Raw genomic sequence first — 15,889 nt, forward strand, 5'->3', positions numbered from 1 at the left:
GGCGTGGGCTACTGTCTGCCCATGACGTCGCAGCCGGGGGGCTCGTTTCCTGATCGTGTAGAGGTCTCGTTCGATTCGCAGGGGGATTCCTGCGCGGCGTGGCTCTATCTTCCGAACGACCCGCACCCAGCTCCGGTGATCGTCATGGCGCACGGTCTCGGCGGTACCCGGGAGATGCGACTCGACGCCTATGCCGAGCGCTTCCGTGCCGCCGGGTACGCCTGCCTGGTGTTCGACTATCGCTACTTCGGGGCCAGCGGCGGCGAGCCGCGCCAGTTGCTCGATATCGAGTCCCAGTTGCAGGACTGGGCTTCGGCCATCGCCCATGCGCGTTCGCGTACCGATGTGGACAACGGTCGAATCGTGTTGTGGGGCTCGTCGTTCGGCGGGGGCCACGTCATCGTCGCTGCCGCCCGAGACCAACAGGTCGTGGCCGTCGTGGCGCAGTGCCCGTTCACCGACGGCATTGCGTCGGGGCTGGCGTCGAACACGTGGACCTCGGTGAAGCTGTCGGGCCGGGCCTTGGCAGACCTCGCGGGATCGGTGATCGGGCGCCCGCCGCTGATGGTGGCGACGGCTGGGCGACCCGGGACGACCGCGCTGATGACCTCACCCGACAGTTACGACGGCTATCTGGCCCTCGCTCCTGACACCGACGAATCGTTCCACAATCGGGTAGCAGCCAGAGTCGCGCTGCAGATCGTGCGGCACCGGCCCGGACGTCGAGCCGAGGATGTTCGATGCCCCATTCTGTTCGTCGTCTGTGAGACGGACTCGGTCGCGCCCGCAAAAGCAACCCTGCGGTACGCACGGAAGGCTCCGCTCGGCGAGATCAGGACCTACGACGCCGGTCACTTCAAGATCTATCTGGGAGAGGCGTTCGAGAGGGTGGTGGCAGATCAGCTCGAGTTCCTGACGCGCACCGCGCCACTGCACCGTCAGTAGACGTCGCGCACGTAGCGCTTCTCGGCAGCAAGAGCTTTGACGTAGGCCTCGGCACTGCTGGGAGCAAGCTTTCCGTGCTGGGCCACCACGCCCTTCAGCGCAGCATCGACGTCCTTGGCCATTCGCGTTGCGTCGCCGCAGACGTAGAAGTGGGCGCCACGAGCAATCCAGTTCCACAACTCGGCCCCGTGCTCACGCATCCGATCTTGAACGTAGACCTTGTCTTTCTGATCGCGCGAGAAGGCAACGTCCAGGCGGCTGAGCGACCCGTCCCGCATCATCTCCGTCAGTTCGTCGCGGTAGTAGAAATCTGTATCCGCATGTTGCTCACCGAAGAACAGCCAATTCCGGCCGGTGTGACCCAGAGCCCGACGCTCGTGCAGGAACGCTCTGAACGGGGCGACGCCCGTGCCGGGGCCGACCATGATCATCGGGGTGGAGGGGTCGTCCGGTGGCTTGAAATGCGAGGACTTCTGCACGAAGATCCCCACCTCGTCGTTCGCCGCGTGGTCGGCCAGATATGTCGAGCACACGCCGCGTCGCGGAACTCCGTGCACGTTGTACCGTACGGCGGAAACAGTCACCTGTACCTCGTTTGGATTCTCCTTCGGACTCGACGAAATCGAGTACAGCCGCGGCTGCAGCGGTTTGAGAACTCCCAGCCAGTCTTCTACCGACGCCCTGACCGGATGTGCAGCCAGGACATCGATCGACTGGCGACCCCACATCCAGTCGAGCAACGCATGTTTGTTGTCGGGATGCAGCATTGCTTCGAGATCGTCCACCGCGGTCCGGCGGTGAATGAATTTCAGTAGATCCGGTGTTGCACGGGCGATCTCGAGGTGGCTGCGCAGTGCCGTGCGCAATGTCATGGCACCGGTGCCGCTGAGATCGACATTCGTGTCGCCGTCCAGTCCGGTTGCCAGCAACCACTCGTCGACGAAAGCATCGCTGTTACGCGGCCAGACTCCGAGCGCATCGCCCACTTCGTAGTCGAGTGTTCCGTCGGGTAGGTGAAAGCCGAGTTGACGCACGTCCTTCATCGATCCGCGCGAATTCAGTACTCGGTTGCGTACGACAGTCGTCACGAGCGGAGACTTCTTGCTGAAGCGCGCCGGGGTGGCCTCGTGGGTTGTCTGTTCGACGGGTCGGGTCTTCTCCACCGTCGTCGGCGCGACGGGGCCACCTTTGTTCGAGAGGCTGGCGGTGTCATCGTTACGAAGGCAGACCACCACCGCGTCGAGCCACGATGCGGACTCGTCTTCGTAATCGGGTTCGCAGTCGACTCGGTCGAGGAGCCGGGTAGCACCCAATTCGGAGAGGCGCTCGTCGATCTTGCGGCCGTGGCCACAGAAGTCGGCGTAGCTCGAGTCGCCGAAAGCGAGTACTGCGTAGCGGATTCCATTCAGACCGGTCACCGACTCGGCGACCAGGCTGTCCCAGAACGTCGCCCCGTTGTCCGGAGCTTCGCCGTCACCGGTGGTACTGCTGACGATCAGCACATCTGCCTCGGCGGGCAGTCGATCGACGGTGAAGGAGTCCATCGAGTGCTCCGCGACGGTCAGCCCTGCTCCCTTCAGATGTGACAGGCAGGTCTGCGAGTATTCCTCGGCAGTCCCGGTCTGCGAGGCCCACAGCAGAAGTAGCGGCCGCCCCGACGAGTCGGGTGAGAGGGCCGCGGCCGTGGTCGGCGCGCCGTCGAAGTCGATTCTGCGCGAAAACAATCCGGCGAGAACTCCGTCGAGCCAGGCGTGAGTCTCGGGGGACAGGGGTGTCTGCGCAGGCAGGGTGGGAGTTCCCTCGGCCGCACGGCCTGCCGCGCTACCCAGGCCCTCCAGCAACCCGGCGATGTAGCTCTGTTCGACCGCGGTGAACGGTGCCGACGGGCGGGCGGGTCGGCCGACCATCTCGGCGAGTGCGTCGATCGGATCCTCGGTACCGTTCTCGACCACAGACGACGGGGGCTCCACTGCAGCAACTTTGGTGAGTGTGACTGCGCACGCCTTGAACTCGGGTTGCTGGCTGTACGGATCGACCGCATCGTTGGTGACCGCATTGATCGCCAGATTTTCGCCGAACTCGTCGTTCCAGTGAAACGGAGCGAAACAGTTGCCCGGGAGAACTCGGTCGGTGACGACTGCCGGGAGTACCGCTCGGCCCCGTCGAGATACGATTTCGACACTGTCGCCCTCGGTGAGACCGAGACGGTCGGCATCGATGGCATGTACCTCGACGAACGGCCCGGGATCGAGCTTGTTCAGCTTGGCGACCTTGCCGGTCTTGGTCATGGTGTGCCACTGATGGGGCAGGCGACCGGTATTGAGAACGAACGGGTAGTCGTCGTCGGGCATCTCGGCCGGTGCCATGCTGGGCCTGGCGAAGAACTGTGCTCGTCCGGTGGGGGTGGGGAAGGACAGTGCGGGAATCGATCCGTCCTCGCAGACGTGTTGTCTCTGGCTGACCCCGTCGTTGAGGTAGCGGATCGGGTGGCGGGTGGTTGTTCCATCGGGTGGGCACGGCCACTGGAGTGGATTCTCGCGCAGGCGCTCGTAGGTGACTCCGCGGATGTCGTAGCCGGTGTTTGGGTTCCAGAATTGCTTGATCTCCTCGAACACCTCCTCGGCGCTCGCGTAGGTGAATGCCTCCGAATATCCCAGCGCGCAGGCCATGTCGGCGATGATCTTCCAGTCCGGCAGAGCCCCGCCCGGTGCCTCGACTGCCGGTTGGAAGAGGGTCAGGTTGCGCTCGGAATTGACCATCACGCCCTCGGCTTCCGTCCACAGGGCCGCGGGAAGCATGACATCGGCGTAGCTGTTGGTCTCGGTATCGGCGAATGCATCCTGGGTGATCACCAACTCGGCGCGTTCCAGGCCGTCGATCACTGTCGTTCGGTTGGCCACCGAGGCAACCGGATTGGTGCAGATGATCCAGCAGGCCTTGATGTCCCCTGCGGCGAGCTTGGAGAACATCTCGATGGTTCCGCCGCCGACGTCGGTGCGGAGCGTCCCCTCGGGGATGCTCCATCGATTCTCGACAAATTCACGGTCGGCATCGCTGATCACCGATCGCTGTCCCGGGAGTCCCGGGCCCATGTAGCCCATTTCTCGTCCGCCCATGGCGTTCGGTTGCCCGGTCAAGGAGAAGGGTCCGCTTCCGGTCTTGCAGATGGCACCGGTAGCCAGATGAAGGTTGCACAGTGCGTTGGTGTTCCAGGTTCCGTGCGTCGACTGGTTGAGGCCCATGGTCCAGCAGCTCATCCAGTTGTTCGCATCACCGATCATCGCGGCCGCGGCGCGCAGGTCCTGCTCGTCGAGACCTGTTGCAGCACAGACTTTGTCCAGGGTGTAGTCGGCGAGGAATTCCGGCATCGCGTCCCACCCATCGGTGAATTTCGCGATGAACTCGGGGTCGGTGTTGCCGTCCTCGACGATGAGCGCCAGCAACCCGTTGAGTAGGGCCAGGTCCGAGCCCGGCTTCAGTTTCAGATGCAGGTGGGCCTTGTCTGCGGTCGCGGTACGTCGAGGGTCGACGACGATCAGCTTCGCGCCGGCCTTGACTCGGTCCATCATCCGCAGAAACAGAATGGGGTGGCAGTCGGCCATGTTGGAGCCGATGACGAAGAAGACATCGGCGTGGTCGAAGTCCTCGTAGGATCCGGGCGGGCCGTCGGCACCGAGCGACTGTTTGTATCCGGTTCCCGCGCTTGCCATGCACAGGCGCGAGTTGGATTCGATCTGGTTGGTGCCGATGAACCCCTTGGCCAATTTGTTCGACAGATACTGAGCTTCGATCGACATCTGCCCTGATACGTACAGTGCCACTGCATCGGGACCGTGCTCGTCGATGATGGTGCGGAGCCGCCCAGCGGCGTCGTTGATCGCCACCGCGGTGTCCGTGCTTTCCGCGCTCTCGCCGCGGCGATGCCGAATCTGCGCTTTCTCGAGTCGACCGGGCCCGGCCAGCATGTCTGCAGTGGTCGTTCCCTTGGTGCACAGGCGGCCGAAGTTGGCCGGGTGAGACTTGTCGCCGACGGACTTGGTGACGACGGACCTGGTGACGACGGGGCGTGCGTCCGCCGACGTCGAGAGGCCGCCGACCTGGAGCACCATGCCGCATCCCACACCGCAGTACGCGCAGAGTGTCTTCACCGTGGTGACCATGGATTCCACAGTGCCCGGCCCAAGGTGCGCGGCCATTACACGTCAGTTAGCCCGATATGACGTTGTCCTCACCGTGCTGTGCGGGGCTCGGTGATCTGGTGTCGTGAAGCGCATCGCATGGGTGAGGAGGTAACACGAACTTTGCGCCTCGCGATTGGTACTCGAACGTTATTCATCGAACGGGCTGTCGAGTGGAATGTGAAGATTCTCCGCTGGCACAATCGTGCGAGTCGGGCTCGAAGTGGGAAGTGGTGTGGTTGATGAGGGTGAATCGCGGATTCGTACTCGCCGCGGTGGGAGTCGTCGCTTCGGTGGCGGTCCTGTCGGGATGCAGCTCTGCGTCGGACATTTCCGAGCCCTCGGTGCCCATCGACTCCAACCCGATGACCGAGCTGATGAAGCCGAAGTTGACGTCGAGTGTCCTCGACGGAGCAGTCGGATTCTCGCCCGCCGACCCGGTGACCGTCTCGGTGGCCGACGGCAAATTGTCCTCGGTGACGATGCTCAATCCGGCTGGAGAGCCGGTGTCGGGGGCAATCGCGCCCGACGGGTTGTCGTGGACCAACACCGAGCCGCTCGGCTACGACCGCGAGTATCGCGTGCAGGCCGACGCATACGGACTCGGGGGAGCGTCGAGCACGATCACCAGCTTCACCACCAGCCAGCCCGGTAACTTCACCAAGCCGTACGTTCTGCCGAATCCCGGTGACATCGTGGGTATCGGGCAGCCCGTCGCGGTCCAGTTCGACGAAGCCATCACCGACAAGCTCGCTGCACAGAACGCGATCACGGTGACAACGACGCCTGCCGTCGAAGGCGCGTTCTACTGGGTCAACAACAAAGAGGTTCGCTGGCGACCACAGAATTACTGGGCACCGGGCACCAAGGTCGACGTGGCGGTGAACGTGTACGGGCGCGACCTCGGTGACGATATCTACGGTCAGGAGAACGCGACGACGTCGTTCACGATCGGTGATGCCGTCATCGCCACCGCCGACGACAACACCAAGCAGGTGACGTTCAACGTCAACGGCCAGGACGTCATCACCATGCCGACGTCGATGGGCAAGGACAGCACCCCGACCGACAACGGCGTCTACATCATCGGTGACCGTTTCGAGCACCTCGTGATGGATTCTTCGACGTACGGCGTGCCGGTGAACTCGTCCACCGGATACCGAACGCCCGTCGATTGGGCGACGCGAATGTCCTACAGCGGCATCTTCTTCCACTCCGCACCGTGGTCGGTGGGGCAACAGGGGTACTCGAACGCCTCGCACGGTTGTCTGAATCTGAGCCCGACCAATGCCAAGTGGGTCTACGACAACACCAAGCGCGGCGACATCGTCGTCGTGAAGAACACCGTCGGTGGAACGCTGTCGGGTACCGACGGCCTCGGTGATTGGAACATCCCGTGGGACGAGTGGAAAGCGGGCAACGCCACCACGGTCTGATCGGTTTCGATCGGGTGGGTCAGCTTCGATCGCGGGTTTGATACAGCGAAGGATCTATGCCGAGTGTCTTCAGGTACGCCACCGGTTCGATGCTCGAGCCGTTGTTGCGTACCTCGAAGTGCAGATGCGGTCCTGTCGAATTGCCGGTGCTGCCGACTGCTCCGAGTACGTCTCCCGGTGCCACCTCGTCGCCGACCGACACCGCGAGGCTGGACTGATGGCCGTAGTAGGTCTCGGTATTGCCGCTCTTGACCCGAACGAGCTTGCCGTAGCCGTCGCCCGCGTCTCCGGCCTGAACGACGGTTCCGCCGGTCACCGCATGGATGGGGGTCCCGCTGTCGGCGGCCAGGTCCACGCCCTGGTGGTACTGCGCGCCGTTGCCGGTCGGGTTGTTGCGTCCGCCGTAGCCGGAGGTGATGCGGTATTTGCCTGCATCGATCGGCAACACGGCACCGCCGAGACCGACGGTCGGCGGTGCGGTCGGTAGTTCGATCTCGGGAACATCTACAGTGCTCGGAGCGTCCGGCGAATCCGGTACCGACAGCACGTCGCCGTCGAGAACGATCGCCGCGACCTGGTTGATGAGAACACCGGTGGCGTCGAGCACCGCGGCGAGTATCGCGGCCCGCTGTTGGGCGTCCGGCTGGGGGATCGGGATCTGAGGTAGTTCGATCGTGGGTTGAGCGGTGGCCACCGCTGGGCTGAGCAAGCCGGTTGTGCCGATGCACAGTGCTGCCGACAAGATCGAACCCGCTATGACTCTGTGCATTCTGCGACCCACGAAAAGCCTCCTCGTCTGCGTCCTCCGCGCACCGTCGGATGGGTGCGCGCAGGACGTAAGAACATGTTCGGTGACGCTTCGGGGCACGCTGAACTCACGTAGCAGAAAACACATGAATCACATTGGTACTTTTCTTCCCCAAAAGTGCCATTAGTAACCGTACGTCACATCAACCCCACAGGAAACCTGAAAGTTGAATTACAACAACGTAATTCGAGGTCAGGGTAGGTGCGTCGGAGCCTCGGGCCCCTCCGCGAGGGGTGAAATGAACGCACGAAAAAGGCCGGCCTCGCGAGGAGACCGGCCTTCTTCGTATGGGGTGAGCGACGGGACTCGAACCCGCGACATCCAGGATCACAACCTGGTGCTCTACCAGCTGAACTACGCCCACCATTGCACGCGTCCGCAGAACCTTTTGGGGCTCTCCATCAGCAGCGTCGACAATACTAGCGGGTTGAATCCGCGGTTGCTAATCCGCCCCCGATTGCGTGTCGAGATCCTGAACAACGGCAGCGATGTCGCTGGTAGACGGCCCCGGCGCAGCCACGAAGGCCGTCCGGCGGTAGTACTGCAGTTCGTTGATCGACTCCTTGATGTCCGCCAGGGCGCGGTGTGCGAGGCCCTTGGCCGGCTGCCCGTAGTAGATCCGCGGGTACCACCGGCGGGAAAGTTCCTTGATCGAGCTGACGTCGATCATTCGGTAGTGGAGGTAGGTGTCGAGCGCGGTCATGTCGCGAGAGATGAATCCACGATCGGTCCCGATGGAGTTTCCCGCGAGCGGAACCGTGCCGGCCACCGGGACGTGCTCCTTGATGTACGCCAGTACGCGCTGCTCGGCCTCCTCCAGAGTCACCGTCGATGCGCGCACTTCGTCGGTCAAGCCCGACTTGGCGTGCATGTCGGTGACGACGGCAGGCATGTTCGCCAACGCGTCGTCGTCGGCGTGGATGACGATGTCGACACCCTCTCCGAGGATGTTCAGCTCACTGTCGGTCACCAGCGCCGCAATTTCGATCAGCTTGTCCTTGCTCAGGTCCAAGCCGGTCATTTCACAGTCGATCCACACGAGTTTGTCCTGCACGCGCTCCACACTAGTGCGAGCTGTGATGCCACTAGGGTTTGCGGTGGCGATCGAACCAGTTCAGCACCAGCACACGTTCACGGAGGACGCGGACATGACAGTCGACCCGACCCAGCCGGCACCCACACTCAGCCCTGCCGAGAGGGCGAAGGCGGCCAAGGCGGCGGCCGTCGAAGCCGCACGGGTGGCTGCCGAAGCTCTGGCTGCAGCGGACGCCGCCGAGGCCGAGGCGCTTGCCGCGGAACAAGGGTCGACACCGACAGCGAACGGCAAGGCTGCCGAGATTGCCGCCGGCTACGCATCATCAGGTGCCGCACTGGAACTGGGAACCGTGGTTCTCGACGGCGTCACCGACCCCGCTGCTCGCATCCGAATTCCGTTGGCCACGTTGAACAGGCACGGTCTTGTTGCCGGGGCCACCGGAACCGGTAAGACGAAGACGTTGCAGGGAATTGCCGAACAGCTCTCTGCAGCAGGGGTTCCCGTCGTCATGGCCGATGTCAAAGGCGATCTGTCGGGACTGTCCGCGCCGGGCGAGGACAACGAGAAGATTCGGAGCCGTGCTGCGGACACCGGGCTCACGGACTGGGCTCCGGCCGGACACCCGGTGCAGTTTCTTTCTCTCGGCACCGAGGGAATCGGAGTGCCGGTCCGTGCCACCATCACTGCGTTCGGTCCGATCTTGCTCAGTAAAGTGTTGGGGCTGAACAATACTCAGGAGTCCACCCTCGGTCTGATTTTCCACTGGGCCGACTCCCAGGGGCTCGCCCTGCTCGACCTCAAGGACCTGCGGTCGGTGATCATGCACCTGACCAGTGATGAGGGAAAGGCAGATCTCAAGGGCATCGGCGGGGTCTCCTCGGCCACCGCAGGAGTGATTCTGCGCGCGCTGGTCAACCTGGAGGCAGACGGAGGAGACACCTTCTTCGGTGAGCCGGAACTCGAGACCGAGGACCTGCTTCGCGTCGGACCGGACGGTAGAGGGGTCATCACTCTGTTCGAGCTCGGGGCTCAGGCGTCGCGGCCGGTGATGTTCTCCACGTTCTTGATGTGGGTGCTCGCCGACCTGTTCCAGACGCTGCCCGAAGTCGGTGACATCGACAAGCCCAAGCTCGTCTTCATCTTCGACGAGGCGCACCTGCTGTTCGCCGACGCCTCGAAAGCTTTTCTGCAGCAGGTGGAGCAGACGGTCAAGCTCATTCGTTCCAAGGGTGTCGGCGTCTTCTTCTGCACGCAGCTGCCAACCGACGTTCCCAACGACGTGCTCTCACAACTGGGCGCACGTATTCAGCACGCTCTGCGCGCCTTCACGCCCGATGATCAGAAGGCGTTGAACAAGACGGTGCGCACGTACCCCAAGACCGACGCGTACGACCTCGAAAAGGCGCTGACGTCGTTGGGGACCGGCGAAGCAATCGTGACGGTGCTCTCGGAGAAAGGCGCGCCGACACCGGTGGCGTGGACGAAGATTCGTCCGCCCCGCTCACTGATGGACACCATCGGCAACGACGCCATCGCCGCGGCCGCGTCGTCGAGCACCCTGTCCGCGAAGTACCGTGAAACGATCGATCGCGAGTCGGCCTACGAGCGGATGAACGCGCGCGTGGCGAATGTGCCTGCTCCGACCGAGAAGTTCGACATCCCGCCGCTGCCTGCCGATCTGCCCGATCTTCCCCCGATCGAGCCTGACGGCCCGTCGGCTGCCGAGCGCATCATGGGCAATCCGGCGCTCAAGAGCTTCCTGCGATCGGCTGCTTCGGCGGCCGGGCGGGAAATCTCGCGCAGTATCTTCGGAACCGGACGCCGGCGCCGGCGCTAGCTGCCGAGCTTCTTGTAGAAGCTGCCGATGATCGGTGCGGAGATGCTGCGTGGGCTGTACTGCCCGGCGACCGACATGCCCTTGCTCAGCAGGCCCGGGACGACGCGCATCTTGTTCTTCGCGAGGCCGTCGAGGGACAGCTTCGCGGTGTAGGCGCTGTCGATCCACAGGAAGTCGGGAACCATCTTGTCGACGATCGAGGCATCGGCCGGGTCGGGTGTCTCGGTGCGGACCGGGCCCGGAGCGAGCAGGGTGACGTTGACGCCGGTGCCCGCGAGCTCGCCGCGCAGCGACTCCGAGAAGGTGTTGACGAAGGCTTTCGTCGCGGCGTAGGTCGCGTTGTTGGGGATGGCCATGTTGCCCGCCGCCGATCCGGTGATGAGGATTCCGCCTGCTCCGCGACCGATCATGCCGGGCATGACCGCCAACGTGAGGTCGTGCACGGCAACGGCATTGAGCTCCACCTGATCGCGCTCGTACGCCGGGTCCAGACCGGCCACCGGTCCGAACGTCGCGATGCCCGCGTTGTTGCACAGGATGGAGATCTCGCGCTCGGACAGCTCGGTGACCAGTGCCTGCCGCTGCTCACGATTCGACAGATCCGACTGACGCACCTCGACGGCAACGCCGTGCTCGGCTGTGAGCTTCGCAGCCAACGCCTCGAGCAGCTCGCCGCGTCGAGCCACCACGATCAGCGAGTGACCACGGGCGGCGAGTTCGGTTGCCAGGGCTTCACCGATACCGGAGGAGGCTCCGGTGACGACGGCGCGGGCATCGGGGTTGGGCTTGGGCAGGCTCACGGTGAGACAGGCTAGCGGACAGATCAGATCGTGGCCGCGAGCCGGGTGCCTTGCTCTATCGCCCGTTTGGCGTCCAGCTCGGCCGCGACGTCCGCACCGCCGATGATGTGTGTGGTGGTACCCGCGGCCTTCAGCTCGTCGACCAGATCGCGAACCGATTCCTGGCCCGCGCAGATCACGATGGTGTCGACCTCGAGCAGACGTGGGCGCTCATGCTTCTCGCCGAACGAGATGTGCAGGCCCGCGTCGTCGATTTTCTCATAGTTGACGCCTGAAAGCTGATGCACGCCTTTGGCTTTGAGGGCCGCTCGGTGAACCCAACCCGTCGTCTTGGCCAGCCCTGCGCCGATGCGTCCCGGCTTGCGCTGCAGCAGATACACCTCGCGCGGTGACTGCGCGGGCACCGGTGTGGTCAACGCCCCTGGCGCGGCCTCGGGCTCGGTGACGCCCCACTCCTGCTTCCATTCCTTCAGGTCCAGCGTGGGGGAGGCATCGGTGGTGAGGAACTCGGAGATGTCGATGCCGATTCCGCCGGCTCCGATGACTGCAACCCGATCACCGACGGGCTTGCCGTCCCGAACCAGTTCTGCATACGACAGCACCGAGGGGTGTTCGATGCCGGGGATGCTCGGAATTCGGGGAGTGACGCCGGTAGCCAGCACCACCTCGTCGAATTCGCCGGCAATGAGCTCGGCGGCCGAGACTCGGCTGCCCAAGTGGACGGCGACGTCGGCGGTGCGGAGCGCGCTCGAGAAATAGCGGATCGTCTCTGCGAATTCTTCCTTGCCGGGAATCAGCCGTGCGATACCGAACTGACCACCGATCTCGCTTCTGGCTTCGAACAGGCTGACCGCATGGCCGCGTTGCGCGAGATTGAGGGCTGCGGCCAAGCCAGCGGGCCCGGCTCCGACGACAGCGACCTTCTTCGTCTTCTTCGTCGGCAGCAATTGCAGGTCGATCTCGCGGCCCGCACGGGGATTGACCAGGCACGAGACCTTCTTGTGGACGAAGGCGTGGTCGAGGCAGGCCTGATTGCAGGCAATACAGGTGTTGATCTGGTCCGCGGAGTCGGTGGCTGCCTTCTCGACCCAGAACGGATCGGCCAGCATCGGCCTGGCCATCGCGATCAGCTGCGCGTCGCCGCGGGCGAGGATGTTCTCGGCGATCTCGGGCATGTTGATGCGGTTGGATGCCGCGACGGGGATGGCTACGTGCTTCTCGAGCTTGCCGGTGATGTCTGCAAACGCTGCTCGCGGAACCGAGGTGACGATGGTCGGCACCCGCGATTCGTGCCAGCCGATGTCGGTATTGATGATGTTCGCGCCCGCAGCCTCGACATCTTCCGCCAGGGCAACGATGTCGTTCCAGCTCTGGCCCTGTTCCACGAGGTCGGCCATCGACAGCCGGAACACGATCAGGAAGTCCGGGCCCACTGCAGCCCGGGTCTGTCGCACGATCTCCACGGCCATCCGACGGCGATTCTCCGCTGAACCGCCCCACTCGTCACGCCGCTTGTTGGTGCGCTCGGAGAGGAACTGATTGATGAAGTATCCCTCGCCGCCCATGATCTCGACGCCGTCGTAGCCGGCGCTCTGCGCGAGCCGGGCGCAACGCACGAAGTTACGGATCTGCCAGCGGACGCCCCTCGACGTCAACCGCCGCGGCCGAAAAGGGTTGATGGGGGCCTTGATCGAGGACGCCGACACGCTGAACGGTTGGTACGAGTAGCGACCGGCGTGCAGGATCTGCAGCGCGATCTTGCCGCCTTCGCGGTGCACGGCCGCGGTGATCCGTCGGTGCCGGCGGGCCTCGAGACGGTTGGTCAGCTTGGCTCCGAACGGCAGGAGCCAACCGGTGCGATTGGGGGCGTATCCGCCGGTGACGATGAGGGCGACGCCGCCGCGGGCTCGCTCGGCGAAGTAGGCCGCCAGACGGCCGGTGTCGCGGGCGCGGTCTTCGAGGCCGGTGTGAATCGAGCCCATGATCACCCGGTTCTTCAACGTGGTCGCGCCGACGTCCAACGGCGACAACAGAATCGGATAGGGGCCAACGGACTGCTCGGTCTTCACAGCTTCTCCAATACTTCGGTGCACCACTCGGTGAATCCTTCTTCGACGCGAATTCCGCCGCGCAGCACCAGGTATTGGTGCAACGCGGTGCCGGTGAGGGCAGCGGGATCCGGAAAATCCTGCTTCTCGATCAGTCGGTAGACGTCGAGTCGGGTGGCATGAACATCGCGATGGCGGGCGACCTCGATCTTCAACGCGTCGATGTCACCGTTCGCGGCACCGCGAATCTTGACGGCGAGCTCCTCGCGTAGCTGCGAGGGGTCGGTCGGCGCAGCGATCCAGCGATCGAGCTCGGCGCGGCCCGCGGCGGCGACCGAGTAGACCTTCTTGTCGGGACGGCCGTCCTGTGCGACGGCCTCACCGGTGATCCACCCGGCCCCGTCCATCCGCGTCAGCGTCCGGTAGATCTGCTGATGCGTTGCGCTCCAGAAGAAGCCGATGGACTTGTCGAACCGTCGGGCGAGCTCGTACCCCGAGCCACTGAGCTCGGTGAGGGAAACCAGGATCGCGTGTTCCAAAGCCACAACCGAGAGTATGTATGCAACGTGGTGACTATGCAACTAGGTGCACCGAAGAATTCGGAATCCGCGGTCTAGTGTTGGCAACCATGGGAACCCAGCCGGAGGCCGCTGTCGTCGGAGTCGCAACCACTCGTAAACAGGTCACTGCCTGGGGATTCTGGGATTGGGGCTCGGCTGCGTTCAATGCCGTGATTCTCACGTTCGTGTTCTCGGTGTATCTCACCGACGCCGTCGGCGACGACCTGCCCGGCTCGATCTCGGCCACTACCTGGTTCAGCTGGTCCATCGCACTGTCGAGCGTCGTCATCGCGCTCCTGGCGCCGGTGTGCGGGCAGTACTTCGACGCGCGCGGCAAACGGAGATGGTTGCTGGGAGTGTTGACTGCACTGACCGTCGTGGCCATGGCCGGTCTGTTCTTCGTCCAGGACAACTATCACTATCTCTGGCTCGGTCTGTTGCTGCTCGGTCTCGGATCCATCATGTTCGAGTTGGCCAGCATCCCGTACAACTCGATGCTGCGGCAGGTCTCCACTCCGGAGAACATCGGTCGCGTATCCGGATTCGGTTGGGCGATGGGCTATTTCGGTGGGATCGTGCTGCTTCTCCTGTGCTACCTGGGCTTCATCGTCGGCGACGGCGACACTCGGGGCTTGCTGGGGTTGACCACCGACGGTGGCCTGAACATCAGACTCGTCGCCGTACTCGCGGCCGTATGGTTCGCGGTCTCGGCCATCCCGGTGATGTTCGCAGTTCCCGAAGTGCCCATGGCCGTTGCCGATCCCACTGCTGCACAGGCCGGGTTCGCGGAGTCCTATCGCGTCCTCTTTCGCGATGTGCGCGAGTTGTGGAGTGCAGACCGACGCGCCGTCTACTACCTGATCGCCAGCGCGCTGTTCCGAGACGGACTGGCAGGTGTCTTCACCTTCGGGGCCGTTCTCGCCGTCAGCGTCTACGGCATCGGCGCGGCGGACGTACTGCTGTTCGGCGTTGCCGCCAACGTCATCGCAGGCCTCGGTGCCATCGTCGCCGGACGGTTCGACGACAGAATCGGACCCAAGAAGGTCATCGTCTTCTCGCTCACGTCCATGATCGCGGCCGGAACCATCCTGCTGTTCGTTTCGGGGCCGACGATGTTCTGGATCTTCGGGCTCATCCTGTGCCTGTTCGTGGGCCCCGCGCAATCTTCTGCGCGTACCTTCCTGGCCCGACTGGCACCTCCCGGGCGAGAAGGTCAGTTCTTCGGACTGTTCGCGACGACGGGTCGTGCCGCGTCGTTCCTCGCGCCGTCCCTGTTCGGCCTGTTCGTGTGGATGTTCGACGCCGATCGCGCGGGTATCGCCGGGCTGATCATCGTCCTTGCCGCCGGGCTGCTGGCGTTGCTGAAGGTGCGGGCTCCGGAGCAGGTCTAAACGGAGTCGATACGGGCCAGGATCTCGGCAGTGAGTTCCCCGGGGGCTTCCTCGGGGATCCAATGGGAGATGCCGTCGAGTTCGACGAATCGGTACGGCGCATCGACGAATTCGCCGCAGCGCTCGGCACCGGCTCGGCCGATGGCGGTGTCGCCGTTGCTCCAGACATAGGTGGTGGGGACGGTCACCGGCGGGAGGTTCGCGAACTCCCTGGTCATCGCGGCGTACCAACTCGATGCGGCCGTCAGTGCCCCGGGGACGGTGAGATGCCGAACGTACTCGTCGTCGAGGCTCTCGGCACCGAACATCGCGCGCAGACGCTGTGCGTCGTTCTCCACCAGAACTCGCTCGGCCTTCTCCGGCTTCCGAAGCAGACCGAAGTACTGCGACCGCTCCTGCTGATCCGGATCCTCGCGGATGGCCCAGTTGAACGCCGCCGAATGCGGAACCGATGCGGCGGTGAGCGTGCGGACACGATCGGGGTGTTCGGCCGCCAGGTGCCAGGCAACCACCGCACCCCAGTCGTGTCCGACCAGGTGCGCCGACGGTAGATCGAGCGCGTCGAGCAAACCGAGGATGTCACCGGTGAGCTGCTCGATGCGATAGTGCTCGACCCCGATCGGGCGGGCACCGGGGGAGTATCCCCGCTGATTGGGCGCGATCACGCGGCAACCCGCGGCGACGAGTCCGGGGGTCACGCTGGCCCACGACGCGTTGGTTTGCGGAAAGCCGTGCAGCGCAACAACTGGAACTCCATCCGAGGGGCCCGCCATCGCAACCTCGAATACGTACGCGCCGACACTTACCTCGGACATGAACTTCCCTTCGTGGACGTGTTCTTCTCGAACGG

11 protein-coding genes and 1 tRNA gene are annotated in these 15,889 nt (G+C 64.0%); 4 read left to right on the forward strand and 8 right to left on the reverse strand.

From position 1 onward, the window contains the following. Window positions 1-21: 21 nt before the first annotated feature. Window positions 22-945 (forward strand): alpha/beta hydrolase, encoded by a 924-nt coding sequence (locus tag BH93_RS10580; protein WP_037177221.1) that lies wholly within the window; start codon window positions 22-24, stop codon window positions 943-945. On the opposite strand, the gene BH93_RS10585 is transcribed toward BH93_RS10580, so the two are convergent. Next, window positions 939-5,105: a bifunctional nitrate reductase/sulfite reductase flavoprotein subunit alpha gene (locus BH93_RS10585; RefSeq protein ID WP_037177798.1), complete on the reverse strand. Its 4,167-nt coding sequence runs from the start codon at window positions 5,103-5,105 to the stop codon at window positions 939-941. The two genes, BH93_RS10580 and BH93_RS10585, sit on opposite strands and share 7 nt — an antisense overlap. Before the next feature lie 260 nt (window positions 5,106-5,365). Between BH93_RS10585 and BH93_RS10590 the strand changes: the two genes are divergently transcribed. Further along, window positions 5,366-6,559, forward strand: a complete 1,194-nt coding sequence (locus BH93_RS10590; RefSeq protein WP_032402523.1) for a L,D-transpeptidase — start codon at window positions 5,366-5,368, stop codon at window positions 6,557-6,559. A gap of 19 nt (window positions 6,560-6,578) precedes the next feature. Here BH93_RS10590 and BH93_RS10595 read toward each other — a convergent pair whose 3' ends face one another. The 3 genes from BH93_RS10595 to orn form a co-directional block, all read right to left on the reverse strand. Beyond that, complete coding sequence (locus BH93_RS10595) at window positions 6,579-7,340, reverse strand: M23 family metallopeptidase (protein WP_037177223.1); 762 nt, start codon at window positions 7,338-7,340, stop codon at window positions 6,579-6,581. Window positions 7,341-7,655: 315 nt separating this feature from the next. Further along, window positions 7,656-7,731: transfer RNA gene (locus BH93_RS10600), tRNA-His, on the reverse strand. 78 nt (window positions 7,732-7,809) lie between these two features. After that, window positions 7,810-8,421 (reverse strand): oligoribonuclease, encoded by a 612-nt coding sequence (gene orn, locus BH93_RS10605; RefSeq protein ID WP_080739281.1) that lies wholly within the window; start codon window positions 8,419-8,421, stop codon window positions 7,810-7,812. A 94-nt stretch (window positions 8,422-8,515) separates the two neighbouring features. On the opposite strand from orn, the gene BH93_RS10610 reads away from it, so the two are divergent. Next, window positions 8,516-10,240, forward strand: a complete 1,725-nt coding sequence (locus BH93_RS10610; RefSeq protein ID WP_037177801.1) for a helicase HerA-like domain-containing protein — start codon at window positions 8,516-8,518, stop codon at window positions 10,238-10,240. Here the strand turns inward: BH93_RS10610 and cmrA are convergent. The 3 genes from cmrA to BH93_RS10625 are packed head-to-tail and all read right to left on the reverse strand — an operon-like array spanning window position 10,237 to window position 13,633. Next, window positions 10,237-11,040, reverse strand: a complete 804-nt coding sequence (gene cmrA / locus BH93_RS10615; RefSeq protein WP_032379250.1) for a mycolate reductase — start codon at window positions 11,038-11,040, stop codon at window positions 10,237-10,239. The two genes, BH93_RS10610 and cmrA, sit on opposite strands and share 4 nt — an antisense overlap. 23 nt (window positions 11,041-11,063) lie before the next feature. After that, window positions 11,064-13,109 (reverse strand): FAD-dependent oxidoreductase, encoded by a 2,046-nt coding sequence (locus BH93_RS10620; RefSeq protein WP_037177225.1) that lies wholly within the window; start codon window positions 13,107-13,109, stop codon window positions 11,064-11,066. Next, window positions 13,106-13,633, reverse strand: coding sequence for a PadR family transcriptional regulator (locus BH93_RS10625; protein ID WP_032402359.1), 528 nt, complete (start codon window positions 13,631-13,633; stop codon window positions 13,106-13,108). The genes BH93_RS10620 and BH93_RS10625 overlap by 4 nt, the downstream gene beginning before the upstream one ends. An 83-nt stretch (window positions 13,634-13,716) precedes the next feature. Between BH93_RS10625 and BH93_RS10630 the strand changes: the two genes are divergently transcribed. Continuing rightward, window positions 13,717-15,039, forward strand: coding sequence for an MFS transporter (locus tag BH93_RS10630; protein WP_037177804.1), 1,323 nt, complete (start codon window positions 13,717-13,719; stop codon window positions 15,037-15,039). Here BH93_RS10630 and BH93_RS10635 read toward each other — a convergent pair. Next, the gene (locus BH93_RS10635; RefSeq protein WP_037177807.1) at window positions 15,036-15,854 is read right to left on the reverse strand and encodes an alpha/beta fold hydrolase; all 819 of its coding nucleotides are present in this window, start codon (window positions 15,852-15,854) and stop codon (window positions 15,036-15,038) included. The two genes, BH93_RS10630 and BH93_RS10635, sit on opposite strands and share 4 nt — an antisense overlap. Between the last annotated feature and the right edge of the window lie 35 nt (window positions 15,855-15,889).

The sequence above is a fragment of the Rhodococcoides fascians A25f genome (genome assembly GCF_000760935.2).
Classification (GTDB): domain Bacteria; phylum Actinomycetota; class Actinomycetes; order Mycobacteriales; family Mycobacteriaceae; genus Rhodococcoides.

Bases quoted from the DNA above. Each gene is read 5' to 3' on its own strand.
- BH93_RS10635 (WP_037177807.1), bottom strand. From the start codon at position 15,854: ATGTCCGAGGTAAGTGTCGGCGCGTACGTATTCGAGGTTGCGATGGCG.
- BH93_RS10630 (WP_037177804.1), top strand. From the start codon at position 13,717: ATGGGAACCCAGCCGGAGGCCGCTGTCGTCGGAGTCGCAACCACTCGT.
- BH93_RS10580 (WP_037177221.1), top strand. From the start codon at position 22: ATGACGTCGCAGCCGGGGGGCTCGTTTCCTGATCGTGTAGAGGTCTCG.
- BH93_RS10585 (WP_037177798.1), bottom strand. From the start codon at position 5,105: ATGGTCACCACGGTGAAGACACTCTGCGCGTACTGCGGTGTGGGATGC.
- BH93_RS10610 (WP_037177801.1), top strand. From the start codon at position 8,516: ATGACAGTCGACCCGACCCAGCCGGCACCCACACTCAGCCCTGCCGAG.
- BH93_RS10590 (WP_032402523.1), top strand. From the start codon at position 5,366: ATGAGGGTGAATCGCGGATTCGTACTCGCCGCGGTGGGAGTCGTCGCT.